The 24,856-nt window shown below is 72.0% G+C and carries 19 protein-coding genes; 11 read left to right on the top strand and 8 right to left on the bottom strand.

Annotation, left to right across the window (positions count from 1 at the left end):
• Window positions 1-148 precede the first annotated feature (148 nt).
• On the top strand, window positions 149-661 hold the full coding sequence (gene mug, locus HS048_RS27400; protein ID WP_231647262.1) for a G/U mismatch-specific DNA glycosylase: 513 nt from the start codon (window positions 149-151) through the stop codon (window positions 659-661).
• Between the two features lie 57 nt (window positions 662-718).
• Here the strand turns inward: mug and HS048_RS27395 are convergent, their stop codons facing one another.
• Window positions 719-1,489: a PadR family transcriptional regulator gene (locus HS048_RS27395; protein WP_196469093.1), complete on the bottom strand. Its 771-nt coding sequence runs from the start codon at window positions 1,487-1,489 to the stop codon at window positions 719-721.
• 463 nt (window positions 1,490-1,952) lie between these two features.
• Here HS048_RS27395 and HS048_RS27390 point away from each other — a divergent pair, with 463 nt between their 5' ends.
• Together HS048_RS27390 and acnA are read left to right on the top strand one after the other, a co-directional pair.
• Window positions 1,953-2,681, top strand: coding sequence for a metal-dependent hydrolase (locus tag HS048_RS27390; RefSeq protein WP_068896005.1), 729 nt, complete (start codon window positions 1,953-1,955; stop codon window positions 2,679-2,681).
• Between the two features lie 201 nt (window positions 2,682-2,882).
• Window positions 2,883-5,654, top strand: coding sequence for an aconitate hydratase AcnA (gene acnA, locus HS048_RS27385; RefSeq protein WP_196469092.1), 2,772 nt, complete (start codon window positions 2,883-2,885; stop codon window positions 5,652-5,654).
• Between the two features lie 319 nt (window positions 5,655-5,973).
• Here the strand turns inward: acnA and HS048_RS27380 are convergent, their stop codons facing one another.
• Window positions 5,974-6,717 carry an NUDIX hydrolase gene (locus HS048_RS27380; protein WP_230881900.1) on the bottom strand — a complete coding sequence of 248 codons (744 nt, stop codon included), beginning with the start codon at window positions 6,715-6,717 and terminating at the stop codon, window positions 5,974-5,976.
• Window positions 6,718-6,917: 200 nt separating this feature from the next.
• On the opposite strand from HS048_RS27380, the gene HS048_RS27375 reads away from it, so the two are divergent.
• From HS048_RS27375 to HS048_RS27355, 5 genes are all read left to right on the top strand, one after another.
• Window positions 6,918-7,607 carry a sulfite exporter TauE/SafE family protein gene (locus HS048_RS27375; protein WP_230881899.1) on the top strand — a complete coding sequence of 230 codons (690 nt, stop codon included), beginning with the start codon at window positions 6,918-6,920 and terminating at the stop codon, window positions 7,605-7,607.
• Between the two features lie 204 nt (window positions 7,608-7,811).
• Complete coding sequence (locus tag HS048_RS27370) at window positions 7,812-8,936, top strand: sugar ABC transporter substrate-binding protein (RefSeq protein ID WP_196469090.1); 1,125 nt, start codon at window positions 7,812-7,814, stop codon at window positions 8,934-8,936.
• Between the two features lie 69 nt (window positions 8,937-9,005).
• On the top strand, window positions 9,006-9,770 hold the full coding sequence (locus HS048_RS27365) for an ATP-binding cassette domain-containing protein (protein ID WP_068895995.1): 765 nt from the start codon (window positions 9,006-9,008) through the stop codon (window positions 9,768-9,770).
• A complete protein-coding gene (locus HS048_RS27360) occupies window positions 9,767-11,011 on the top strand; it encodes a sugar ABC transporter permease (RefSeq protein ID WP_068895994.1) in 1,245 nt (414 codons plus the stop codon). The genes HS048_RS27365 and HS048_RS27360 overlap by 4 nt, the downstream gene beginning before the upstream one ends.
• 69 nt (window positions 11,012-11,080) lie before the next feature.
• A complete protein-coding gene (locus HS048_RS27355; protein ID WP_196469089.1) occupies window positions 11,081-12,283 on the top strand; it encodes an ROK family transcriptional regulator in 1,203 nt (400 codons plus the stop codon).
• A gap of 137 nt (window positions 12,284-12,420) precedes the next feature.
• On the opposite strand, the gene HS048_RS27350 is transcribed toward HS048_RS27355, so the two are convergent.
• Complete coding sequence (locus HS048_RS27350; RefSeq protein ID WP_084008141.1) at window positions 12,421-13,263, bottom strand: neutral zinc metallopeptidase; 843 nt, start codon at window positions 13,261-13,263, stop codon at window positions 12,421-12,423.
• Window positions 13,264-13,381: 118 nt separating this feature from the next.
• Here HS048_RS27350 and dxs point away from each other — a divergent pair, with 118 nt between their 5' ends.
• Both dxs and HS048_RS27340 read left to right on the top strand, forming a co-directional pair.
• Window positions 13,382-15,301: a 1-deoxy-D-xylulose-5-phosphate synthase gene (dxs, locus tag HS048_RS27345; protein ID WP_231647252.1), complete on the top strand. Its 1,920-nt coding sequence runs from the start codon at window positions 13,382-13,384 to the stop codon at window positions 15,299-15,301.
• An 87-nt stretch (window positions 15,302-15,388) separates the two neighbouring features.
• Window positions 15,389-16,852: an amino acid permease gene (locus HS048_RS27340; protein WP_068895988.1), complete on the top strand. Its 1,464-nt coding sequence runs from the start codon at window positions 15,389-15,391 to the stop codon at window positions 16,850-16,852.
• 73 nt (window positions 16,853-16,925) lie between these two features.
• Here HS048_RS27340 and HS048_RS27335 read toward each other — a convergent pair whose 3' ends face one another.
• Together HS048_RS27335 and HS048_RS27330 are read right to left on the bottom strand one after the other, a co-directional pair.
• The gene (locus HS048_RS27335; protein WP_068895987.1) at window positions 16,926-18,998 is read right to left on the bottom strand and encodes a 3-hydroxyacyl-CoA dehydrogenase NAD-binding domain-containing protein; all 2,073 of its coding nucleotides are present in this window, start codon (window positions 18,996-18,998) and stop codon (window positions 16,926-16,928) included.
• A complete protein-coding gene (locus HS048_RS27330; RefSeq protein ID WP_068895985.1) occupies window positions 18,995-20,194 on the bottom strand; it encodes a thiolase family protein in 1,200 nt (399 codons plus the stop codon). The genes HS048_RS27335 and HS048_RS27330 overlap by 4 nt, the downstream gene beginning before the upstream one ends.
• Window positions 20,195-20,477: 283 nt before the next feature.
• Between HS048_RS27330 and HS048_RS27325 the strand changes: the two genes are divergently transcribed.
• Window positions 20,478-21,488, top strand: coding sequence for a LacI family DNA-binding transcriptional regulator (locus HS048_RS27325; protein WP_196469088.1), 1,011 nt, complete (start codon window positions 20,478-20,480; stop codon window positions 21,486-21,488).
• A gap of 17 nt (window positions 21,489-21,505) precedes the next feature.
• Here the strand turns inward: HS048_RS27325 and HS048_RS27320 are convergent, their stop codons facing one another.
• From HS048_RS27320 to HS048_RS27310, 3 genes are read right to left on the bottom strand one after another with little or no spacing between them, the layout of a single operon-like run.
• Window positions 21,506-22,354 carry a sugar phosphate isomerase/epimerase gene (locus HS048_RS27320; RefSeq protein WP_307832669.1) on the bottom strand — a complete coding sequence of 283 codons (849 nt, stop codon included), beginning with the start codon at window positions 22,352-22,354 and terminating at the stop codon, window positions 21,506-21,508.
• 44 nt (window positions 22,355-22,398) lie between these two features.
• Window positions 22,399-23,532, bottom strand: a complete 1,134-nt coding sequence (locus HS048_RS27315) for a dihydrodipicolinate synthase family protein (protein WP_196469086.1) — start codon at window positions 23,530-23,532, stop codon at window positions 22,399-22,401.
• Complete coding sequence (locus tag HS048_RS27310) at window positions 23,529-24,671, bottom strand: Gfo/Idh/MocA family protein (protein ID WP_196469085.1); 1,143 nt, start codon at window positions 24,669-24,671, stop codon at window positions 23,529-23,531. Before HS048_RS27310 ends, HS048_RS27315 begins: the two co-directional genes overlap by 4 nt.
• Window positions 24,672-24,856: the final 185 nt, after the last annotated feature.

Raw genomic sequence — 24,856 nt, 5'->3', positions numbered from 1 at the left:
TCCTGTGAACCCGTCGTTTCCCGCGGACAGGCCTCCCGCGGGCGGATCCGCTGTGAACGGGCCTGCGGCGGACGGATCTCCCGCGGACGGCCCCTCCGCGCGCAGGCCGCCCACGAGAGCCGAACTCGACGCGGCGAGGGACCGGACGATCGGGGACGTGCTCGGCCCCTCGCTGGACGTGCTGTTCTGCGGCATCAACCCGGGGCTCTACTCCGCCGCCACCGGACACCACTTCGCCCGGCCGGGCAACCGCTTCTGGCCGGCGCTGCACCGCTCCGGCCTCACCCCCCGGCTGCTGTCGCCGGCCGAGCAGGACCTGCTCCCGTCCTACGGGCTGGGCATCACCAACGTGGTGGCCCGCGCCACCGCGCAGGCGGCCGAGCTGTCGGCCGAGGAGTTCCGCGAGGGCGGCCGGCGGCTGGCGCGCCTGGTCGCCGAGGTCCGGCCGAGGGTGCTGGCGGTGGCGGGGGTGACCGCCTACCGGACGGCGTTCGGACGGCCCAAGGCGGCGGTCGGGCCGCAGGAGGAGCGGGTCGGCGGAACGGCGGTCTGGGTGCTGCCCAACCCCAGCGGCCTGAACGCGCACTGGACGCTGGACCGGATCGCGGGGGAGATGCGGCGGCTCAGGGAGTCCATCGGGCGTGGCCCCTGCGGTGGATGACGCGGAACAGCGTCAGCGCCAGCCAGGCGGCGAAGGGGTGTCCGTGGGTCATCGGCGTCACTCCTCGGCCGGGTCGCCGTCGGCGAGGATCTGGTAGAGCCTGCGGCGGGTCTCGACCAGCTGCTGCCTGGCCTGACGGATCTGGGCCTCGGTCCCGGTCTGCAGGATCTGCATCATGGCGAAACCCGACTGGCGGGCCAGGTCCAGCAGCTCCCAGGTGCCCTCGTCGACGTCGGGCGTCATCTCCTCCCAGGGCGCCCGTACCTCGTCGGCGTGCTCGGCGATGTAGGCCAGCCCCGCCTCGGTGAGCCGGAAGGTCTTGCGGCCGTCGTTCTCCTCGGACAGGACCAGGCCCTCGTCGGTGAGCTGCTGGAGCGCCGGGTAGACCGCTCCCGGGCTGGGCTTCCAGCCGCCCTGGCTGCGCTGGGCGATCTCCTGGATGATCTGGTAGCCGTTGCGGGGCTCCTCGGAGAGCAGCGCGAGGATCGCGGCGCGGACGTCGCCCCGCTTGGCCTTGCGCCCGCGGCCGAACGGCGGGCGCCCGCCGAACGGGCCGCCGCGCCCCGGACCGCCCATGGGCCCCCGGCTCCAGTCCCAGGGGAACCCCCCGCCGCCGAACGGGCCGCCGCCCCGGTGACCGCGGCGGCGCTGCTCGTGCGGCCCGCCCTCGTAGGGGCCGGGCGGGCCGCGGTGGCCGCGTCCCGCTCCGGGCTCGTGCCGGCTCTCGGCCAGGGCGCGCCAGGCCTCCCGGGCGGCGCGCTTCATCTCACGGCGGATCTCCCGGGGATCGGCCCCCGGCCACCCGCCCATCGCGTGTGCGGACGTCATGTCGTCCTCCTCTTCCGGCGATCGTCTTGTGACCGCTCTAGACTCTTCAAAGATATATCGAGAACATTCTTGCGGCAACCCCGAATCCCTGCAGATCCGTCCTCGGCAGCCGGTCGCACAGAGGAACGCTCTGGTTACTCAACGAAAAAGTGAGATAGATCACGAGATTCTCGCCGGATTTCGGAACAAGCACCGAGACCTAGGCGTTACAAATGACATAGACGGGATTCGTTCCGTGCCGGAAGGGCTGGGGGGTGCTTTCGGTGCGGAACGGTCCCGTCTGCCGTTTCCGCACTTCTCTGCGCTTCTCCGCGTTCCCCCGCCACCGTGCCCGCGCCTTCCGGGCGTGCTCCCCGGACCGCTTCCCCGGCGTGATCCCTCCGGCGACAATGGAGCCGTCCGCCGTTCCGGGCGGCCATGCCGTACGCTCACCAGGTGTGATCTTGATGGTGGTGGTCAAGCGATGATGGGGCACACGCACGCGCTGACGGGGGCGATCGCCTGGCTGGGCGTCGCGCCGCCGCTGGCCGCGCTGCCGCTGCTCACCGAGTCCTCCCGGTTCGTCGAGACCGGCGTCATGGTGAACGCGCTGACCCCGGCCGAGTTCGTCGCGGGGGCGCTGGTCTGCGCCGGGGCCGCGATGCTGCCGGACCTGGACCATCCCAGCGCGACGATCGCGCAGACCTTCGGCCCGGTGACCTGGGCGCTGAGCAAGGGCGTCAACTGGCTGGCCGGCGGCCACCGCAACGCCACCCACTCGCTGCTGTTCGCGGCCGCGGCCGGATTCGGCGCCCACTACCTGGCCAACACCCATCCGATCGGCCGCGACGTCCTGGTCGTGCTCCTGATCGGCCTGGCCTTGCGCGCCATCGGGATCGGGGTGCCGGGCAAGAAGATCGCCTCGGCGATGGTGAACGTCGCGCTGACGGCCGGGCTGTTCCTGGTGTTCCGCTCGGACGGCGTGGGGTACGCCTGGCTCGGGGTGTCGGTCGCGATCGGCTGCCTGGTGCACGTGGTGGGGGACTGCTGCACGGAGAAGGGCTGCCCGGTGCTGTGGCCGATGAAGCAGCGCTGGCTGCTGCCGTGGAAGATCGGCATCAAGACGGGCCGCGCCTTCGAGCAGAAGTTCCTCGCCCCGGTGCTCTCCGTTGTCGTCCTGGGACTCGTCTACTGGCGCTTCCTCCTGGTGTGATCATACTGGCGGGTAACTTGATGTCGAGATATCTCTGGCGATATCTTGATGTCGAGACATCCGCTGCAACCCATCGGTGACATGCGGGTTAGGCATACCTAACCGACAGGGGCACTCGCGCGGTGCGGCAGGATTCAGTTGCGCCTTTTAGCTACGGGGCGCCAGACGACCCAGACGACCTGGTGATGAGGGAGGCGAATCGTGTCCGCGAACAGCTTCGGCAGCCGTGACACGCTCCGCGTCGGTGACGCGGCATACGAGATCTACCGGCTGGACGCCGTCGAGGGGTCGGCGCGCCTCCCGTACAGCCTGAAGATCCTGATGGAGAACCTGCTCCGCACCGAGGACGGCGCCAACATCACGGCCGACCACATCCGTGCGCTGGGCCAGTGGGACCCGTCCGCCGCCCCGAGCGTGGAGATCCAGTTCACCCCGGCCCGTGTGATCATGCAGGACTTCACCGGCGTGCCCTGCGTCGTGGACCTGGCGACCATGCGCGAGGCCGTCCGCGACCTCGGCGGCGACCCGGCCCGGATCAACCCGCTGGCCCCGGCCGAGATGGTCATCGACCACTCGGTCATCGTCGACTTCTTCGGCGGGCCGGACTCGTTCCAGCGCAACGTCGAGCGGGAGTACGAGCGCAACCGCGAGCGCTACCAGTTCCTGCGCTGGGGCCAGACGGCGTTCGACGAGTTCAAGGTCGTCCCGCCCGGCACCGGCATCGTGCACCAGGTGAACATCGAGCACCTGGCCCGCGTCGTGATGATCCGCGACGGGAAGGCGTATCCGGACACCTGCGTCGGCACCGACTCCCACACCACCATGGAGAACGGCATCGGCGTCCTGGGCTGGGGCGTCGGCGGCATCGAGGCCGAGGCCGCCATGCTCGGCCAGCCGATCTCCATGCTGATCCCGCGCGTGGTCGGCTTCAAGCTGACCGGCAAGCTCCCGGCCGGCGCCACCGCCACCGACCTGGTGCTCACCATCACCGAGATGCTGCGCAAGCACGGCGTCGTCGGCAAGTTCGTCGAGTTCTACGGCGAGGGCGTCTCCAGCGTGCCGCTGGCCAACCGCGCCACCATCGGCAACATGAGCCCCGAGTTCGGCTCCACCTGCGCGATCTTCCCGATCGACGGCGAGACGGTCAACTACCTGAGGCTCACCGGCCGCTCCGAGGAGCAGGTCGCGCTGGTCGAGGCCTACGCCAAGACCCAGGGCCTCTGGCTCGACCCGTCGGCGCCCGAGCCCGTCTTCTCCGAGTACATCGAGCTGGACCTGGCCACCGTCGTGCCGTCGATCGCCGGCCCGAAGCGCCCGCAGGACCGCATCGCGCTCTCCGACGCCAAGCGGGCCTGGCGCGCCGCCGTCGTCGACTACGCCCCGAGCGTCCAGGGCCCGGCCGACGAGGCGTCCGACGAGTCGTTCCCCGCCTCCGACTCCCCGGCGATCTCGCACGACGGCAACGGCGACAAGCCGCACGCCGCCGACCTGGCCGGCCGCCGCCCGCACCGGCGCGTCCCGGTCACGCTGGCCGACGGCACGAGCTTCGAGATCGACCACGGCGTGGTGACCATCGCGGCCATCACCAGCTGCACCAACACCTCCAACCCGTACGTCATGATGGGCGCGGCGCTGCTGGCCAAGAAGGCGGTCGAGAAGGGCCTGACCCGCAAGCCGTGGGTCAAGACCTCCCTGGCCCCCGGCTCGCAGGTCGTCACCGGCTACTTCGAGCGCTCCGGGCTGCAGCCGTACCTCGACAAGATCGGCTTCAACCTGGTCGGCTACGGCTGCACCACCTGCATCGGCAACTCCGGCCCGCTGGACGAGGAGATCTCGGCCGCGATCCAGGAGAACGACCTCGCGGTCACCGCGGTGCTGTCCGGCAACCGCAACTTCGAGGGCCGGATCAACCCCGACGTCAAGATGAACTACCTGGCCTCGCCGCCGCTGGTCGTCGCCTACGCCCTGGCGGGGACGATGGACATCGACCTGAACGCCGAGCCGCTGGGCACCGGCGCCGACGGCGAGCCGGTCTTCCTCGCCGACATCTGGCCGTCGCCGGAGGAGGTCTCCGAGGTCGTCAGCTCCTCGATCGACCAGGAGATGTTCCTGCGGGACTACGCCGACGTGTTCAAGGGCGACGAGACCTGGCAGTCGCTGCCGATCCCGACCGGCGACACCTTCGAGTGGGACCCGGCCTCGACCTACGTGCGCAAGGCCCCCTACTTCGACGGCATGCCCGCCCAGCCGGAGCCCGTCACCGACATCTCCGGCGCCCGGGTGCTCGCCAAGCTCGGCGACTCGGTCACCACCGACCACATCTCCCCGGCCGGCTCCATCAAGCCCGGCACCCCCGCCGCGGAGTACCTGCGGGCCAACGGCGTCGAGGTCAGGGACTTCAACTCCTACGGCTCCCGGCGCGGCAACCACGAGGTGATGATCCGCGGCACCTTCGCCAACATCCGGCTGAAGAACCTGCTGCTCGACGGGGTGGAGGGCGGCTACACCCGCGACTTCACCCAGGACGGCGCCCCGCAGAGCTTCATCTACGACGCCTCCGCCAATTACCAGGCCGCGGGCATCCCGCTCGTCGTCCTGGCCGGTAAGGAGTACGGCTCCGGCTCCTCGCGCGACTGGGCGGCCAAGGGCACCGCGCTGCTCGGCGTCCGCGCCGTCATCGCCGAGTCCTACGAGCGCATCCACCGCTCCAACCTCATCGGCATGGGCGTGCTGCCGCTGCAGTTCCCCGAGGGCGAGACGGCCGACTCCCTCGGCCTGACCGGCCAGGAGACCTTCGACATCGTCGGGGTCGAGGAGCTGAACTCCGGCGGCGTGCCGCGCACGGTGACCGTGCGGGCGGACGGCAAGGAGTTCCAGGCGGTCGTGCGCATCGACACGCCGGGCGAGGCCGACTACTACCGCCACGGCGGCATCATGCAGTACGTCCTGCGCTCCCTGCTCGCCAAGGGCTGACGCTTCCGCCCGCCCGTCCGCCACGAGCGGACGGGCGGGCGGAGAGCCTCACCGCGCGCCGAGAGTCTCGTCGTGCGCGGTGGGGCGGGCGCGACCTCCGCGCCCGATTCGGGGGACCACCCGATCCACAGGGCCGCCCGCGGGACACACCAGCCCGCCGGGCGGCCCTTCCGGTCGGCGGCCCAGCGCCCGACGTCCGGCATCCGCCGCTCGCTCGCGGTCCCGGGTGAAGGGCGGGCGCTCCACCGCGGTCGCCGGACCGCGGCCGTCCGGCGGTGTGCACCCCCTCCGGCCGCCGCGCCGGGACGGCGGCGAAGGTCTACCGCCCTGGCAGGCGGCCCTGCGCCACGGCGAGGGCGTAGGCCGTCAAGGTGAAGGAGTCGTCGACCTCGCCGGCAGCGATCATCGACCGGAGGCCGTCCATGCCGATCACCTTCTTTGCGTCGATGCCCTCCTCCCTCCCCTGCGCGTCGCCTGCCGCCTCGAACTCCCGGCGGTCGATGAGGCCCAGGTAGACGTCCCCGCCTCCCGGGGTCATCCCGCTGTCGCTGACCATCGCACCCAGGCGGACGAGGTCGCGCACCGCGCAGCTGAGCTCCTCGGCCACCTCGCGCCGGGCGGTCTCCTCACCGTCCGCGTTCGCCTCGGCGAACCCGCGGGGGATCTCCCAGTGCCAGCGCCGGTCGGCGTGGCGGAAGTGGCGCAGGAGGACCACCCTCCCGTCGTCGAGCACCGGCAGTACCGCCGCCGCGACGCCGTCCGCCGCCGGGCACACCCGGAAGTAGGCGCCCCGGTCCCCCGTGCGGAAGCGCACGGCGTCACGGACCATCATCGTGTACGCGTCCTGGTAGACCACGCCGATGTCGCCGTACTCCTCCGGCAGGCCGTTGGCGCGGGCCCAGGCGGCGCCCTGCTCGGAGACGAAGTCCTGATCGGCGCGGTCGAAGAGGATCTCGAAGGCGGCCTCGGGCGGATTGGCGAACAAGTGCGGCCTGGCGGCCTGCAGTTTCTCGTAGGCGGCCAGACGTGCGTCCCTGCGTGACCGTGAATCCTCTGCGCTCATGCGTTCTCCGGTGTCCCGTGGTCGCTGGTCGACCCCCTGACCCCTGCATAACCGAAACGGGATACGGGCTCAAGACAGCGGGCCGTATGCGGCCGCCGTGACGTTCCGGGTGGGGGCGGACCTCCCGGGGCGGGGCGGTTGCCCGGTGGGGCTACGGTCTCACCGTGGAAGACGAGCTTTTCGTACTTGTCCTCGCCGGCTTGTCGGTTTTCGTGGGGGCGGTCGTCCAGGGGGCGGTCGGATTCGGGCTGGGGCTGGTCGCGGCGCCGGTGATCGCGATGCTGGAGCCCTCCGTGATGCCCGGGGCGATCCAGGTCGTCAACGTCACGCTGCCGCTGCTCACGATCCTGGGGGAGTGGCGCGGGGTCGACTGGCGAGGGCTCGGGTTCGCGGTGCTGGGCAGGGTGCCGGGCAGCCTCCTGGGCGGCCTGGTGGTCGTCTACGTCTCCACCCGGACGCTGGGCGTGCTGGTCGGCGTGATGGTGCTGCTCGCGGTGGCCCTCACGGCGTGGGCGGCGGCGGTGCCGCGCAACCGGGCGACGATCACGGGTGCGGGCTTCGTCTCGGGGATCACGGGCACCGCCACCGGGATAGGCGGCCCGCCGATGGCCCTGGTCTACTCCGGGGCCAAGGGGCCGCAGATCCGCGCGACCCTCGCAGTGTTCTTCCTGCTCAGTGCCGCCCAGTCCCTGGCGGTCCTCGCCGCGCTGGACAGGCTCCCGGCGCGGTCGCTGGTCTTCGGGGCGACGCTGCTCCCGTTCCTGGTGGCGGGCTTCCTGGCGTCGGGACCCCTGCGCCGCTATCTGGACGGCGGGCGCATCAGGACCGGGATCCTCTGCGTGGCCGCGCTCTCCGCGCTGACCCTGATCCTGCACGGCAACCTGGGTTAATCCCACGTTTCTGGATTGTTACCGGCCACAACAAACTTTACCCGGACAAGGTCTGGTGTTCCAGGCCACAGCGGAATACGTTGCCGCAAACAACATTCAACGGCACGGTGATCCGCGACCCGGAGAGCCGTGCCGGTGAACTCGGCATGCCGCACTTCCCGACCCCCCATCTCTCGAAGTTCTCGAAGAAAGGACCCGTGCACCATGCGCAAGGGGATCCTCAGCCTGTCCGCCGCCGCCGCGGCGATGACCCTCGGTCTCACCGCCTGCGGGGGCGAGGGCGGCGACACCACCGCTCAGAGCAGCACCGCTCCCTCCGGCGCCGCGAGCCAGCCGGCCGCCGCCGGGAAGGTCGGCGTCATCCTGCCGGACAGCAAGTCCTCGGCCCGCTGGGAGACCGCGGACCGCAAGTACCTGGAGGAGGCGTTCAAGGCCGCGGGCGTCGCCTACGACATCCAGAACGCCCAGGGTGACAAGAACCAGTTCCAGACCATCGCCGACCAGATGATCACCAACGGCGCCACCGTCCTGATGATCGTCAACCTGGACAGCGGCACCGGCAAGGCCGTGCTGGACAAGGCCAAGGCCCAGGGCGTGGCCACGATCGACTACGACCGCCTGACCCTGAACGGCGGCGCGTCGTACTACGTCAGCTTCGACAACACCAAGGTCGGCACCCTGCAGGGTGAGGGCCTGGTCAAGTGCCTCGCCGACAAGAAGGCCGAGAAGCCGATCGTCGCCGAGCTCAACGGCTCGCCGACCGACAACAACGCCACGCTGTTCAAGAACGGCTACGACGGCGTGCTGCAGCCCAAGTACGACTCGGGCGAGTACGTCAAGGGCCCGGACCAGTCGGTTCCGGACTGGGACAACGCCCAGGCCGGCACGATCTTCGAGCAGATGCTGACCGAGCAGCCGAAGATCGCGGGTGTGCTCGCCGCGAACGACGGCCTCGGCAACGCCGCGATCACCGTGCTGAAGAAGAACAAGCTCAACGGCAAGGTCCCGGTCACCGGCCAGGACGCCACCGTTCAGGGCCTGCAGAACATCCTCGCCGGCGACCAGTGCATGACGGTCTACAAGGCGATCAAGAAGGAGGCGGACGCGGCGGCGGAGCTCGCGATCGGCCTGGCCAAGGGCGAGAAGCCGGCGGCGACCGGCACGGTCAAGGACACCGAGAGCGGCGCCGACGTGCCCGCCGTCCTGCTCGACCCGCAGGCGATCTTCTTCGAGAACGTCAAGGACGTCGTGGCCGACGGCTTCGTCACCAAGGAAGAGCTGTGCACCGGCGAGTTCGCCGACAAGTGCACCGAGGCCGGAATCCAGTAACGCGCCGAGGGAGCGGCCGGCCGGTCCCGAGGGGCCGGCCGGCCGCCCCCCGCACCCGAGGAGCACCGTATGACCCCCGTACTGGAACTCCGCGGGATCGACAAGAGCTTCGGTCCCGTACAGGTCCTGCACGACGTCGCCTTCTCCGTCTACCCCGGGGAGGTGACGGCGCTCGTCGGCGACAACGGCGCCGGCAAGTCCACGCTCGTCAAGTGCGTCGGCGGCATCCACCCCATCGACTCCGGCGAGTACCTCTTCGAGGGCAAGCCCGTCCAGGTCGGCTCCCCGCGCGACGCCGCCGGCCTGGGCATCGAGATCGTCTACCAGGATCTCGCCCTCTGCGACAACCTGGACATCGTCCAGAACATGTTCCTCGGCCGCGAGCACAAGCGCGGCATCGTCCTCGACGAGGACACCATGGAGGAGATGGCGGCCAGGACCCTGGAGAGCCTCTCGGTCCGGACCGTCAAGTCCATCCGGCAGCACGTCTCCAGCCTCTCCGGCGGCCAGCGGCAGACCGTCGCCATCGCCAAGGCGGTGCTCTGGAACAGCAAGGTCGTCATCCTCGACGAGCCCACGGCCGCGCTCGGCGTCGCCCAGACCGCGCAGGTGCTGGAACTGGTCCGCCGCCTCGCCGACCAGGGCCTGGCCGTCGTGCTCATCTCGCACAACATGAACGACGTGTTCGCGGTGTCCGACCGGATCGCCGCGCTCTACCTCGGCCGGATGGCGGCTCAGGTGAAGACCTCCGACGTCACCCACGCGCAGGTCGTCGAACTGATCACCTCTGGCCGGAGCGGGGACCTCGGCCTCACCAACGGAGTTCCGGCATGACCACCACCCTCAAGCCCGCCCCGGTCGAGGGGCCCTCGATCGCCGCCAACGCCCGCGGCTACGTCGAGCGGGTCCGCGGGGGCGACATGGGCGCGCTGCCCGCCGTGTTCGGGCTGGTCGTGCTCTGCGCGGTCTTCTCGATCCTGCGGCCCTCGTTCCTCACCTCGGGCAACTTCGCCAACCTGTTCACCCAGGGCGCCGCGGTCACCGTGATCGCCATGGGCCTGGTGTTCGTGCTGCTCCTCGGCGAGATCGACCTGTCGGCGGGCTTCGCCAGCGGTGTCTGCGCCGCGGTGCTCGCGATCCTGCTCACCGAGCAGGGGATGCCCTGGTACGTCGCCGTGGGCGCGGCGATCCTCACCGGAGCGGTGATCGGCAGCGTCATCGGCACGCTGGTGGCCAAGCTGGGCATCCCGTCCTTCGTGGTGACGCTCGCCGCCTTCCTCGGCTTCCAGGGCCTGGTGCTGCTGCTGGTCAAGGGCGGCACCAACATCTCCATCCGGGACGAGACGATCCTGGCGATCTCCAACAAGTACCTGCCGCCCGTGCTGGGCTGGGTGCTGCTGGTCGTCGGCGTCGCGGCGTACGCGGGACTGCAGCTGCTGCGCGCCCGCAAGCGGGCCGGGCGGGGCCTGACCGCCGACCCGGTCTCGCTGATCGCGGTCCGGGTCGGGGCGCTGGCCGTCCTCGGCGGTCTGGCCGTCTACTTCCTCAACCTGGAGCGGAGCCGCAACGCCGCGGTCGTCTCGCTCAAGGGCGTGCCGATCGTCGTCCCGATCATCATCGTGCTCCTGCTGGTCCTCACGTTCGTGCTGCGCCGCACCTCCTTCGGCCGGCACCTGTACGCGGTCGGCGGCAGCGCCGAGGCCGCGCGCCGGGCGGGCATCAACGTGGACCGGATGAAGATCAGCGCGTTCATGATCTGCTCCACCCTGGCGGCGCTCGGCGGCGTCATCGCGGCCTCCCGGGCCAGCTCGGTCGACCCCAACACCGGCGGCAGCAACGTGCTGCTGTACGCCGTGGGCGCGGCCGTCATCGGCGGGACCAGCCTGTTCGGCGGCAAGGGCCGGGTGCTGGACGCCATCCTGGGCGGCGCCGTGGTCGCGGTAATCGAGAACGGCATGGGCCTGATGGGCTACAGCTCCGGTGTGAAGTACATCGTCACCGGCTCGGTCCTGCTCCTGGCGGCGAGCGTGGACGCGTTCTCCCGCAAGCGCGCGGCGGCCACCGGCATGAGGTGACCGGCGCCGGTCTAAGGTGATCGATGCTCCTGACCCCCCGAAGGAACACCACGCAAGGAACACCACGCGATGCGGGCCGGCCCCTCCCAAGAGGAGATCAGACGCCACAACCTCGGCGCTCTGCTCCGTCATGTCCACCTGAGCGGGCCGACCTCGCGCGCGGAACTCACCAGCAGGATGGGGCTCAACCGCAGCACCATCATGGCGCTCACCGCGGACCTGACCGCCGCCGGCCTGGTCCGCGAGGAGCTCCCCCGGGAGACCGGCCGGGCGGGACGCCCCTCCCTGGTGGTCCGCCCCGAGTCGGCGCGGGTCTACGTGTTCGCCCTGGACGTCGGGGTCGACCGGCTGGTCGCCGCCCGGGTCGGCCTGGGCGGGGCGGTCCTCGACCGCCGCGAGACGGTACGGCGGCGCGGTCCCTTCTCGCTGGAGGAGGTCGTCGGCCCGCTGGCCGCCTTCGCCCGGCAGATGCACCGCAGGACACGGCCGGACACGGTCTGCGTCGGGGTGGCCGCCGCCTTCTCCGGCGGGGTGGCGCAGAGTGACGGCGTCGTCAGGTTCGGGCCGAACATGGGCTCGGTGGACGTGCCGTTCGGCGAGGAGATGGCCCGCCGCCTCGCGCTCGGCCTGCCCGTGACGGTCGGCAACGACGCCAACCTCGCGGCGATGGCCGAGCACCTGCGCGGCGTCGGCGTCGGCTGCCGCGACCTCGTCTACCTCCACGGCGACGTGGGCGTCGGCGGCGGCGTGATCGCGGGCGGCGCCCTGCTCGGCGGCCACCAGGGCTTCGGCGGCGAGGTCGGGCACATGGTCGTCAACCCCCAGGGCCGGCTGTGCGGCTGCGGTTCGCGCGGCTGCCTGGAGGCCGAGGTGGGGGAGCGGGCGCTGCTGGAGGCGGCCGGGCGCTTCGGCTCCCAGGTCGGCAGGGAGGCCGTGCGCGCGGTGGTCTCGGCCGCCGACCGCGGCGACATCGTCGCCCAGGCGGCGCTGAGCCGGGTCGGCGACTGGCTCGGCCTGGGCGTGGCGAACCTGGTGAACGTCTTCAACCCGGAGATGGTCGTCTTCGGCGGCATGCTGCGCGAGGTCTACCTCGGCTCCGCCGCGCAGGTCCGCAGCCGGCTGAACCTCGACGCCCTCTCCCCGTCGCGGGAGCACCTGCGCCTGCGCACCACGGCCCTCGGCGACGACGCCACCCTGGTGGGCGCCGCCGAGCTCGCCTTCGCCCAGGTCCTGGCCGACCCCCTGGAGGTCCTCGCGCGCGTCGGCTCCTGACGGCGGGCCGTACGGTCCCGGGCGCCGGTCCGCGGCGGCCGTACGGAGGCGGACGGCGCGCTCCCTGCGGGTCCCGGCACGCTCCCGACGGCTCCCGGGCCGGTCCTCCGGCGGAGGCGGCGGCGCGGGCGGCGTGCTCAGTCGACGACGCGGCGGGGGGCGGTGAAGGTGTTGCAGGCGCGGGGGGCGCCGCGCTCGAAGCCGCGCTCCATCCAGTAGGCCTGGCTGCTGCCCCTGCCGTGGTCGTTCTTCGGCCAGCTCTTGTGCCCGTTTCGGGCGGTCCACTCCAGCATGGCCTCCCAGTGCTCCGGCGTGACCTCCAGGTCGCCGGCGGCTCCGCGCAGGAAGGCCGAGGCCAGGCAGTCGGCCTGCAGCTCCAGCCGGCGGGAGAGCGCGAGCCTGGCCGAGGTCCCGGCCCGCCAGACGGCCCGGCCGTAGTAGGGCAGGATGCCCGCCAGCTGCTGGACGTGGTGGGCGTACTCGTGGGCCATGAACTGCGCGTGGTTGGGGCCGTACGGGTTCTTCAGGACGGCGCGGGTCAGGCCGATGTAGATGGTCCGGTCGCTGGAGCAGTAGTAGCCGCCCGCGCCGGCGGGCCACTTCCCGCAGGGGCTGCTCACCCGCGAGGTCGCGAAGCGCAGCTCCGGCGGGGTGAAGTCCAGCCCGGCCTTGCCGAACTGGATGCCCCAGGCCAGCCCGAGGCAGCGGGCGACGCGGGTCATGAAGGCCTTGTAGGAGGCCGCGCTCCCCGCCTTGATGCTCCCGGCCGGGCACGCCACGGAGGGCAGCACGCCGGCCGCGTACAGGGGGTTCGCGGTCGCCGCGGCCCTGCCCTGCACCAGGGCCGTGCCGGCGGGCGCCGCGGGCGCCTGCGCGGCGGCCACCGGGATCGCTCCCGCCTGACCCGCGCCCGCCGCCAGGGAGAAGGAGAGGGCGGCGGTGACGAGGGAGGACAGGTGGCCCAAGGGGAGAGCGCTCATGGTGAGGGAAAGGGTAGGGCAACTGTGGATAAAACGTATAGATTGCCCGTCTTTGCTGGCCGCGCGCTAGAGGCGAACTAGACTCGCTCTGTTACGTCAGGACAGAGGGGATGATTCCGTGAGCGAGCGCGCCGGACGGCTGGGCGGTCTTCTGGAGTCGGTCAAGGGACCACGGGACCTCAAGCTGCTGAACGCGGACGAGCTGCCGGTGCTCGCCGCCGAGATCAGGGACCTGCTCGTCAGCTCCACCGCCCGCAGCGGCGGGCACCTCGGCCCGAACCTGGGCGTGGTCGAGCTGACCATCGCGCTGCACCGCGTCTTCGACTCGCCGCGCGACCGCATCCTCTGGGACACCGGCCACCAGGCCTACGTCCACAAGATGCTCACCGGCCGGGCGGACCGCTTCGGCACGCTCCGCCAGGAGGGCGGCCTGTCGGGCTACCCGAGCCAGGCCGAGTCCGAACACGACGTCATCGAGAACTCCCACGCCTCCACCGCCCTGTCGTACGCCGACGGGCTGGCCAAGGCGTACCGGCTGCGCGGTGAGAGCGACCGCACGGTCGTGGCCGTGATCGGCGACGGCGCCCTCACCGGCGGCATGGCCTGGGAGGCGCTGAACAACATCGCCGCCTGCAAGGACCTGCCGTTGATCATCGTGGTCAACGACAACGGCCGCTCCTACTCGCCGACCATCGGCGGGCTGGCCAACCACCTGGCCTCGCTGCGCACCAACCAGCGCTACGAGGACGTGCTGGAGTTCGTCAAGGGCAACCTGACGAAGGTGCCCGTGGTCGGCGCCCCGGTCTACGACGCGCTGCACGGCGTCAAGAAGGGCATCAAGGACGTCCTGGCCCCCCAGGTCATGTTCGAGGACCTCGGCCTGAAGTACATCGGGCTGGTCGACGGGCACGACGAGCAGGCCGTCGAGGCGGCGCTGCGCAAGGCCCGCGGCTTCCGCCACCCGGTCATCGTGCACGTGCTCACCAAGAAGGGCTTCGGCTACTCCCCGGCCGAGAACCACGGCGAGGACTGCTTCCACTCGCCCGGCGTCTTCGACCCGCTGACCGGCGAGGAGAAGCCCAAGCCGCACGGCTGGACCAACGTGTTCGGCCAGGAGATGGTACGGCTCGGCGCCGAGCGCCAGGACATCGTGGCCATCACCGCCGCGATGCTCGGCCCGACCGGGCTGATCCCGTTCTCCGAGGCCTACCCCGACCGCCTCTACGACGTCGGCATCGCCGAGCAGCACGCCCTGACCAGCGCCGCCGGCCTGGCGCTCGGCGGGCTCCACCCCGTCGTGGCGGTCTACGCCACCTTCCTCAACCGGGCCTTCGACCAGCTGCTGATGGACGTCGCGCTGCACCGGCTCCCGGTCACGGTCGTGCTCGACCGGGCGGGCGTCACCGGCGACGACGGCGCCAGCCACAACGGCATGTGGGACCTGTCGATCCTGCAGGTCGTCCCGGGGCTGTCCGTCGCGGTCCCGCGCGACGAGCCGCGCCTGCGCGAGCTGCTCGCCGAGGCCGTGGAGGTCGACGACGGCCCCACCGTGGTGCGCTACCCCAAGGGCCCAGTCGGGCCCGAGATCGAGGCCGAGGGCAGGCTCGGCGGGATGGACGTGCTGCGCGCGGGCGACCCGGACGTGCTGGTCGTCTCCGTCGGACCGATGGCCGAGACCTGCCTGGAGGCCGCCGCGCTGCTCGACGCCCAGGGCATCTCGGCCACCGTGGTGGACCCGCGCTGGGTCAAGCCGCTGGACGAGGCGCTGGTGGCCGCCGCCCGGGTGCACAAGCTGGTCGTGGTGGTCGAGGACAACGGCCGGGTCGGCGGCGTGGGCGACGCGGTGGCCCGGATGCTCCGCGACGCCGACGTGGACGTCCCGGTCCGCACCTACGGCATCCCGCAGCGCTTCCTGGACCACGCCAAGCGGGCGAAGATCCTCGCCGAGATCGGCCTGACCGCCCAGGACATCGCCCGCGAGATCACCGAGGCGGTCGCGAAGCGCTCCCCGGTCCTGGAGAACCACCCGGCCCGCTGATCCCCGCGGACTCGGCCTCCCCGGCCCGCATGACCCGCCGATCACGGGGAAACACCCGGAGGTGATCCGCGGGACGGGGAGGCACCGGTGGCCGTTTTCCGAGTGAAGTCCGTCGAGCAGTCGATCAGGGACACCGAGGCGCCCGAGCACCGGCTGAGAAAGGACCTGTCGGCCCTCGACCTGACCGTGTTCGGCGTCGGCGTCATCGTGGGCACCGGCATCTTCGTGCTCACCGGCCGGGTGGCCAAGGAGACGGCCGGGCCGGCGGTCGCCCTCTCGTTCGTCGTCGCCGCGGTCGTCTGCGGGCTCGCCGCGCTCTGCTACGCCGAGTTCGCCTCCGCCGTTCCGGTGGCCGGCTCGGCGTACACCTTCTCCTTCGCCACGCTGGGCGAGTTCCCCGCCTGGATCATCGGCTGGGACCTGATCCTGGAGATGATGCTCGGCGCCGCGGTCGTCGCGGTCGGCTGGTCGGGCTACCTGACCTCGCTGCTGGAGTCCCTCGGCCTGCGCCTGCCGGCCGCGCTGGCGGGCGAGGACCCGGTCTTCAACCTGCCCGCGGCCCTCGTCGTGCTGGCCCTCACCGCGGTGCTGGTCGCCGGGGTCAAGCTCTCGTCACGGCTCAACCTCGTCGTCGTCGCGATCAAGGTGACGGTGATCCTGCTGGTCATCGTGGCCGGGCTGTTCTTCGTCGAGGCCGCCAACTACACGCCGTTCATCCCGCCGCCCGCGTCGACGCCCGCCGTCGAGGGCCTGTCGGCGCCGCTGATCCAGGTGGTCTTCGGGATCACGCCGGTGGCCTTCGGCGTCGTGGGCGTCTTCAGCGCCGCCGCGATCGTGTTCTTCGCCTACATCGGCTTCGACGTGGTGGCCACCGCGGCGGAGGAGACCCGCGACCCGCAGCGCGACCTGCCGATCGGTATCATCGCCTCGCTCGGCATCTGCACGGCCCTGTACGTCGCGGTCTCCGTGGTCGTCGTCGGCATGCAGCCGTACCGGGAGCTCAGCGAGGCCGCCCCGCTCGCCGACGCGTTCAAGGCCGTGGGCCAGACCTGGGCCGCCTCGCTGATCAGCATCGGCGCGCTGGCGGGCCTGACCACCGTCGTGATGATCCTCATGCTCGGCCAGTCGCGGGTGATGTTCGCCATGTGCCGGGACAACCTGCTGCCCCGGGGCCTGGCCCGGGTGCACCCGCGGTACGGCACGCCGTACCGGATCACGATCCTGCTGGGCGTGATCGTCGCCGTCCTGGCCGGGCTGGTCCCGCTGGCGGAGATCGCCGAGCTGGTCAACATCGGCACGCTCTTCGCGTTCGTGGTGGTCTCGCTCGCGGTGGTGATCCTCCGGCGGACCCGGCCGGACCTGCCGCGCTCCTTCCGCACCCCGCTGGTGCCGCTGGTGCCGATCCTGTCGGTGCTGTCCTGCGTCTACCTGATGCTCAACCTGCCGGTGGAGACGTGGATCCGCTTCCTGGCGTGGATGGTGCTCGGCGTCCTGCTCTACTTCTCCTACGGCTACCACCACAGCGTCCTGGCCCGCCGGCCCCGCGGATGAGACCGGGGCCCGCCCCGCGCCGGGAGAGGCGCGGGACGGGCCCTCGTGGAGGCCGGGACCGTCAGGCGGGCACTCAGGCGGGCACGGAGGCCACGCCCGGCTCCAGGAAGCGCGGCTCGGCGATGCCGGACCGGTCCAGGAACGGGGTGATGCCGCCCAGGTGGAACGGCCAACCCGCACCCAGGATCATGCACAGGTCGATGTCCTGGGCCGCGGCGACCACGCCCTCGTCGAGCATGATCCGGATCTCCTGCGCCAGGGCCCGCAGCACCCGCTCGCGCACCTGCTCGGCCGTGGACGGGGAGGCGCCGCCGGAGAAGATCGCCACCGCCTCCGGGTCGAGGGAGAAGTCCGCGCCGTAGACGCCGGGCTTGCCCGCCGCGACCAGCTTCGCCATGTTCTCCGAGACGCCGAAGCGGTCGGGGAAGGCCGCGTGCAGGGTCTCGGCGACGTGCAGGCCGACGGCCGGGCCGACCAGCTGCAGCAGCGCGAACGGGGTCATCGGCAGGCCGAGGTCGTCGAGGGCGTGCTCGGCGAGCTCCAGCGGGGTGCCCTCGTCGACCGCGGCGATGACCTCGCCCATGAAGCGGGTCAGCAGCCGGTTGACGACGAACGCGGGGGCGTCCTTCACCAGCACGCTGGACTTCTTCAGCGACCTGCCGACGGAGAACGCCGTGGCGAGCGTGGCGTCGTCCGTGGCGTGACCGCGGATGATCTCCAGCAGCGGCATCACCGCGACCGGGTTGAAGAAGTGGAAGCCCACCAGGCGCTCGGGGTGCGCCAGCTCCGAGCCCATCTCGGTCAGCGAGAGCGAGGAGGTGTTGGTCGCCAGCACGCAGGTCTCGGAGACCACGGCCTCGACCTCGGCGAACACCTGCTGCTTGACCTTCATGTCCTCGAACACGGCCTCGATGACGAAGTCGGCGTCGGCGAACGCGTCCTTGGTCAGCGAGCCGGTCACCAGGGCCTTGAGGCGGTTGGCCTGGTCGCCGGTGATCCGGCCCTTGCCGAGCAGCTTGTCGACCTCGGCGTGCACGTAGCCGACGCCCTTGTCCAGGCGGGCCTGGTCCAGGTCGGTCAGCACGACCGGGACCTCCAGGCGGCGGGCGAACAGCAGCGCCATCTGCGAGGCCATCAGGCCGGCGCCGACCACGCCCACCTTGGTGACCTTGCGGGCCAGCGCCTTGTCCGGGGCCCCGGCGGGCCGCTTGGCGCGGCGCTGCACCAGGTCGAAGGCGTACAGCCCGGCGCGCAGCTCGTCGCCCATGAGGAGGTCGGCCAGGGCCTGGTCCTCGGCGTCGAAACCCTCGTCCCGGGAGGCGGTGCGGGCCAGCGCGACCAGCTCCAGCGCCCGGTAGGGGGCCGGGCTGGCGCCGTGCAGCTTCATGTCGAGCAGCACGCGGGCGCCGTCGACCACCTGCGACCAGTCCTCGGCGGTGTGGTCGGTCCGGGAGACCTCCACCTCGCCGCGGAGCACCTGGGCCGCCCAGCGCAGCGACTCCTCCAGGAAGTCGGCGGGCTCGAACATCGCGTCGGCGACGCCCAGCGCGAAGGCGTCCCGGCCCTTGATCATGCGGTTCTGCGAGAGCGGGTTCTCGATGATCAGCTTGAGCGCGTTCGCCGGGCCGATCAGGCGGGGGAGCAGCTGGGTGCCGCCCCAGCCGGGTACCAGGCCGAGGAAGCACTCGGGCAGCGCCACCGCGGGCACGCCGGAGGAGATGGTCCGGTAGGTGCAGTGCAGGGCGACCTCCAGGCCGCCGCCCATCGCCGCGCCGTTGACGAACGCGAACGACGGCACGTCCAGCTCGCCGAGGCGGCGGAACACGTCGTGGCCCAGCTTGCCGATGGCCAGCGCCTGCTCGCGCTGCGAGACCAGGGCGGCGCCCTTGAGGTCGGCGCCGACCGCGAAGATGAACGGCTTGCCGGTGACGCCCACCGCGGCCAGGTCGGTGCGGCGCGCGACGGAGTCGATCGCCTCGTTCAGCGAGGTCAGGCCGCCGGGGCCGAAGGTCGACGGCTTGGTGTGGTCGAAGCCGTTGTCCAGCGTGATCAGGGCCATCGTGCCGGCGCCGTACGGCAGCTCGACGTCGCGGACGGCCGCCCTGGTGACGACCTCGTCGGCGAACAGTTCCTTGATCTCCGTCACTTCGCACCTTCCCAGGCGAGGTTCTCCCAGATGACCGTTCCGCCCATGCCCATGCCGACGCACATCGTGGTGACGCCGTACCGGACGTCGGGGCGCTCGCCGAACTCGCGGGCGAGCTGGGTCATGAGGCGCACGCCCGAGGAGGCGAGCGGGTGGCCGAAGGCGATCGCGCCGCCGTACGGGTTGACCCGGTCGTCGTCGTCGGCGATGCCGAAGTGCTCCAGGAAGGCCAGCACCTGTACGGCGAAGGCCTCGTTGATCTCGAACAGGCCGATGTCGTCGATGGAGAGCCCGGCCAGGCGCAGCGCCCGCTCGGTCGACGGGATCGGGCCGACGCCCATGACCTCGGGGTCGACGCCGGCGAAGGCGTAGGAGACCAGGCGCATCTTGGGGGTCAGGCCCAGCTCGGCGGCGACGTCGGCGGCGGCCAGGACGCAGCCGGTGGCGCCGTCGTTGATGCCGGAGGCGTTGCCCGCGGTGACCCGGCCGTGCGGCCGGAACGGGGTCTTGAGCGTGGACAGGCCCTCCAGCGTGGTGCCGGGGCGGGGGGCCTCGTCGGCGGTGGCCAGGCCCCAGCCCTTCTCGGCGGAGCGCACGGCCACCGGGACCAGGTCGGGCTGGATCTTTCCGTCGGCGTAGGCCTTGGCGACCTTCTCCTGGGAGGCGAGGGCGAAGGCGTCCGCGCGCTCCTTGGAGATGGCCGGGTAGCGGTCGTGCAGGTTCTCCGCGGTCATGCCCATGACCAGGGCGGAGCCGTCCACGATCTGCTCGGCCACGAACCGGGGGTTGGGGTCGACGCCCTCGCCCATCGGGTGGCGGCCCATGTGCTCGACGCCGCCGGCGATGGCCACGTCGTAGGCGCCGAAGGCGATGCCGCCCGCGACCGAGGTCACCGCGGTCATGGCGCCGGCGCACATGCGGTCGATCGCGTAGCCGGGCACGCTCTTGGGCAGTCCGGCCAGGACGGCGGCGGACCGGCCGATGGTCAGCCCCTGGTCGCCGATCTGGGTGGTGGCGGCGATGGCCACCTCGTCGACACGCTCCGGCGGCAGATTCGGATTACGCCGGATCAGCTCGCGGATGACGCGGATCACCAGGTCGTCGGCGCGCGTTTCGGCGTACAGGCCCTTGGGGCCCGACTTGCCGAAGGGCGTGCGCACTCCGTCGACGAATACGACGTCACGAGACGAAGGCACGGTTCGCTCCTCGTTGATGGGTGGCTACGCAGACCATGCTACTGGTCGGTAACAACGTTTGGCGCGGGTGGCGCGGACCGGATCCGGGCGCGCCGCGGTGAGCTCCCCCACAGCGTCCCCGGTGCCGTCCCCGGAGCCGCGTTACCGGGGTCGTCCCCGGCGCGCCGCCGGAAACGCCCCCGCGGCGCCCGCGCCGCGCCCCGCAGCGAGGTCTACCCCTTCGGAGGTGCGCGGCGGGGATCCTCTCTGGCAAGATTGGCAATCGTTTTCCAGGAGGTCGCCTGTGGTCACGCTCGAAGATGTCGCCAGGCACGCGGGGGTCTCGCTCGCCACGGCCTCGCGGGTGCTCAACGGGAGCACCCGGCAGGTGGGTGCGTCGCTGCGGGCCAGGGTGGAGCAGGCCGCCCAGCAACTGGGCTACCGGACGAACGTGGCGGCGCAGACGCTCGCCCGCGGGGCCAGCAACGTGGTCGGGCTCGTGGTCCACGACCTGACCGACCCCTACTTCGCGGCGCTGGCCGACGGGGCGATGCGGGTGGCCGAGGACCAGGGGCTGATGGTCATGGTCGCCACCACGCACCGCGATCCGGAGCGGGAGATCGCCTACGTCGCGACCCTGAACGCGCAGCGCGTGCGCGCCGTGCTGCTGGCCGGGTCCCGGATCGCGAACCCCGGGGTGACCCGGCGGCTGCGCGAGGAGCTCGACCGCTACCGGGCGACCGGCGGCCGGATCGCCTGCGTCGGCCAGGACCTGCTCGGCGCCGACACGGTGGCCCCCGGCAACGCCGAGGGCGCCGCCGAGCTCGCCCGGGCCCTCGCCGGTCTGGGGCACCGGCGCTTCGCGGTGCTGGCCGGGCCGCCCTGGCTGATCACCGCCCAGGACCGGGTCTCCGGGTTCACCGGGGCGCTCGCCGAGCTGGGCCTGCCCGCGCCGCAGCTCGTGCACGGCACCTTCGACCGCGACGGCGGCTACGGGGCGGCGGCCGAGGTCGCCGACGCCACCTGCGTGTTCGCGGTCAACGACGTGATGGCGGTGGGGGCGCTGGCGTCGTTCCGGGACCGCGGGATCCGGGTGCCGGAGGACGTCTCGGTCGCCGGGTTCGACGACATCGCCACCCTGCGCGACCTCGTCCCCTCCCTGACGACGGTACGGCTCCCGCTGTCCGACATGGGCGCCCGCGCGCTGGAGCTCGCCCTCGACCCGTCGGAGGAGGCGCGGGAGCCCCGGGTCGAGCGGGTCTCCGGCGAGGTCGTCCTGCGCGGGAGCACCCGGGGCCTCACCCCGGAAGGGTGAGGCCCGGGCCCTCGCGGTCAGGCGGACTCGACCAGCTCGCCGAACCTGGCCTTCACCCGGGCCAGGACCTCGTCGGGGTCGGCGGCCCAGACGTCGGCGTTGAAGATCTCCACCTCGATGTCGCCGGCGTAGCCCGCCGCGGCCACGGCCGCGGTCAGCGGCGCGAAGTCGATCACGCCGTCGCCCATCACCCCCCGGCCGAGCAGCACGTCCTGCGGGAGCGGGTGCAGGAAGTCGCACACCTGGTAGGAGGCGATCCGCTCCCCGGCGCGGGCGATCTGCTCCAGCACCTGCGGGTCCCACCACACGTGGAAGGTGTCGACGACGACGCCGACCTGCTCCACCGGGTGCCGCTCGGCCAGGTCCAGCGCCTGCCCGAGGGTGGACAGCACGGCCCGGTCGGCGCAGTACATCGGGTGGAGCGGTTCCAGGGCCAGCCGCACCCCGCGCTCACCGGCGTACGGCGCCAGTACGGCCAGCGCCTCGGCGACCCGCTCCCGGGCCCCCGCGAGATCGCGGTCGACCGCCCCGAGCGGCTCCGCGGGGACCACCCCGGGCAGCCCGCCGACCACCATGACCAGGCACGGGGCGCCCAGCGCGGCCGCCTCGTCGATCGCCCGGCGGTTGTCGTCCAGCGCGGCGGCGTCACCGGAGGTGAGGAAACCGCCCCGGCAGAGCGACGACACGCGCAGCCCGGCGTCGGCCACCAGCTTCACGGTCTCGTCGAGGCCCTGCGCGGCGACGTCCTGCCGCCACAGGCCGATGGCCTCGACGCCGTGCCGTACGCACCCGTCGATGGCCTCGGCCACCGACCAGCGCCTGGTCGTCCACTGGTTGAGGGACAGGCGGCTCCCCCTCGGCGTCACAGCCGGTGCCGCAGCCGGTGCCACAGCCTCTGTCGCGGTGCCTGTCACAGCCCGTGCACCTCCAGCAGCGAGCGCATGCGGCGCACGGCCAGCTCGGGGTCGCTCAGCAGGCCCGCGGCGTCGGCGAGCCGGAACACCTCGGCCAGGTGCGGCAGCGACCGGGCCGCCTGGGCGCCGTTGACCATGGCGAACGCGTCCTGGTGGCCGTTGAGCCAGGCCAGGAAGACGATGCCGGTCTTGTAGTTGTAGGTCGGCGCCTCGAAGATCTTCCGGGAGAGCGGGACCGTCGGGGCCATGATCTCCTCGTAGCGGGCGAGGTCTCCGGCGTCGAGCGCCGCCAGGGCCGCGGAGGCCGCCGGGGCGATCGCGTCGAAGATGCCCAGCAGCGCGTGGCTGCCGGAGGCGATCAGCGACGGGTAGTTGAAGTCGTCGCCGGTGTAGAGCTTCACGCCCTCCGGCAGCGCCGCCCGCAGCCCGATCTCGTGCTCGGCGTCCAGCAGCGAGACCTTGACCCCGTCCACCGCCGCCGCGTGCCCGCGGATCAGCTCCAGGAACGAGGCGGTGGCCTCGGCCACGTCCCGCGAACCCCAGTAGCCGGCCAGGTTCGGGTCGAACATCTCGCCCAGCCAGTGCAGGATCACCGGCCGGTCGGTCTGCGAGAGCAGCTTGCCGTAGACCGCGTGGTAGTCCTCCGGACCCCGGGCGATCCGGGCGAGCTGCCGGCTGGCCATCACGATGACCCCGGCCCCGGCACCGCGGACGGTCTCGATCTGCTCGGTGTAGGCGGCCACCACCTCGTCCAGCGTCCCGGCGTCCGGGGCGTGGTCGGTGCCCGCCCCGCAGGCCACCAGCACGGCCGGGTCGCCGAACTCCGCCGCCTCGGCCGCGCTGCGCCGGATGAGCTCGCTCGTGGCGGCCCAGTCCAGGCCCATGTTGCGCTGCGCGGTGTCCATGGCGTCGGCGACGCGCAGGCCGTACGACCACAGGTGCCGGCGGAAGCGCAGTGTGGCGTCCCAGTCGGCGGCGGCGGGGGAGCCGGGGGTGTTGTCGCCGAGCGGGTCGGCCACCACGTGGGCGGCGGCGTAGACGATCCGGCTCTGCGGCGGCCCGGCGGGCCGCTCCCAGACCACCGGATCGCGCAGGGTGTGCTCCCCGCCGGGGAGCGCGATGCGCGTCACGGCTCCACCGGCAGGCGGCGGCCCTCGGCGGAGGAGCGCAGGCCCAGCTCGGCGAGGCGGACGCCGCGCGCCCCGGAGGCGAAGTCGTAGGGGAACGGCGCGTCGTCCAGCACGTGGCGGACGAACATCTCCCACTGGATCTTGAAGCCGTTGTCGAACTCGGTGTTGTCCGGGACCTCCTGCCAGTCGTCGCGGAACCGCGCGGTGACGGGCAGGTCGGGGTTCCAGACCGGCTTGGGGGTGGTGGCCCGGTGCTGGATGCGGCAGTTGCGCAGGCCGGCGACGGCGCTGCCGTGCGTGCCGTCCACCTGGAACTCCACCAGCTCGTCGCGGTTGACCCGGACGCTCCAGGAGGAGTTGATCTGCGCGATGATCCCGCCCTCCAGCTCGAAGACGCCGTAGGCGGCGTCGTCGGCGGTGGCGGGGTAGGTCACGCCCCGCTCGTCCACGCGCTCGGGGATGTGGGTGACGGCCTGGGCGTAGACCGAGCGGACGCGGCCGAACAGGTTCTCCAGCACGTAGGCCCAGTGTGGGAACATGTCGAGCACGATGCCGCCGCCGTCCTCGGTGCGGTAGTTCCACGAGGGGCGCTGGGCGGTCTGCCAGTCGCCCTCGAAGACCCAGTAGCCGAACTCGCCGCGCACCGAGAGGATCCGGCCGAAGAAACCGCCGTCGATCAGGCGCTTGAGCTTGAGCAGGCCCGGCAGGAAGAGCTTGTCCTGCACGACGCCGTTCTTGACGCCCCGGGCCTCGGCGGCCTCGGCCAGCGCGACGGCCTCCTCGACGGTCTCGGCGGTCGGCTTCTCGGCGTAGATGTGCTTGCCGGCCTCGATGGCCTTGAGCACGGCCTTGACGCGGGCCTGGGTGACCTGGGCGTCGAAGTAGATCAGGTTCTCGTCGGAGGCCAGGGCCGCGTCGAGGTCGGTGGTCCATTCGGCGATGCCGTGGTCGGCGGCGAGCTTCTCGAGCTTCTCGGCGTTCCGGCCCACCAGCACCGGCCTGAGCAGGACGCGGCTGCCGTCGGACAGTGTCACGCCGCCCTGCTCGTTGATCGCCAGGACGGACCTGACCAGATGCTGGCGGTAACCCATGCGGCCGGTGACACCGTTCATCACGACACCGATGCTTCGGGGGGACATTCTCTCTGAGCCTCCTATGGAAAGCGCTTTCCAGACCACTGTACGGCAGTCGCCGCCACCGGGGCAACCACTTGCCGGGCAGCCGGGAGGGGAACGGGCGAGGCGCCCCCACCTGCACGCGACGGGGCCGTACAGTCGTGCTCACGGTCGGTGTTCCCAGCACGGCCCGGATCGCAACCCGTCTA

It is taken from the genome of Planomonospora sp. ID91781, assembly GCF_015711595.1.
In the GTDB taxonomy this organism is placed as follows: Bacteria; Actinomycetota; Actinomycetes; order Streptosporangiales; family Streptosporangiaceae; genus Planomonospora; species Planomonospora parontospora.
Note: the sequence above shows the minus strand (reverse complement) of the source record. Positions and strands in the feature narration are given on the sequence as shown.

Excerpts from the sequence above, each read along its gene's own strand:
- HS048_RS27395 (WP_196469093.1), bottom strand. The coding sequence starts at position 1,489 with ATGACGTCCGCACACGCGATGGGCGGGTGGCCGGGGGCCGATCCCCGG.
- HS048_RS27390 (WP_068896005.1), top strand. The coding sequence starts at position 1,953 with ATGATGGGGCACACGCACGCGCTGACGGGGGCGATCGCCTGGCTGGGC.
- HS048_RS27380 (WP_230881900.1), bottom strand. The coding sequence starts at position 6,717 with ATGAGCGCAGAGGATTCACGGTCACGCAGGGACGCACGTCTGGCCGCC.
- HS048_RS27370 (WP_196469090.1), top strand. The coding sequence starts at position 7,812 with ATGCGCAAGGGGATCCTCAGCCTGTCCGCCGCCGCCGCGGCGATGACC.
- HS048_RS27365 (WP_068895995.1), top strand. The coding sequence starts at position 9,006 with ATGACCCCCGTACTGGAACTCCGCGGGATCGACAAGAGCTTCGGTCCC.
- HS048_RS27360 (WP_068895994.1), top strand. The coding sequence starts at position 9,767 with ATGACCACCACCCTCAAGCCCGCCCCGGTCGAGGGGCCCTCGATCGCC.
- HS048_RS27355 (WP_196469089.1), top strand. The coding sequence starts at position 11,081 with ATGCGGGCCGGCCCCTCCCAAGAGGAGATCAGACGCCACAACCTCGGC.
- HS048_RS27350 (WP_084008141.1), bottom strand. The coding sequence starts at position 13,263 with ATGAGCGCTCTCCCCTTGGGCCACCTGTCCTCCCTCGTCACCGCCGCC.
- HS048_RS27310 (WP_196469085.1), bottom strand. The coding sequence starts at position 24,671 with ATGTCCCCCCGAAGCATCGGTGTCGTGATGAACGGTGTCACCGGCCGC.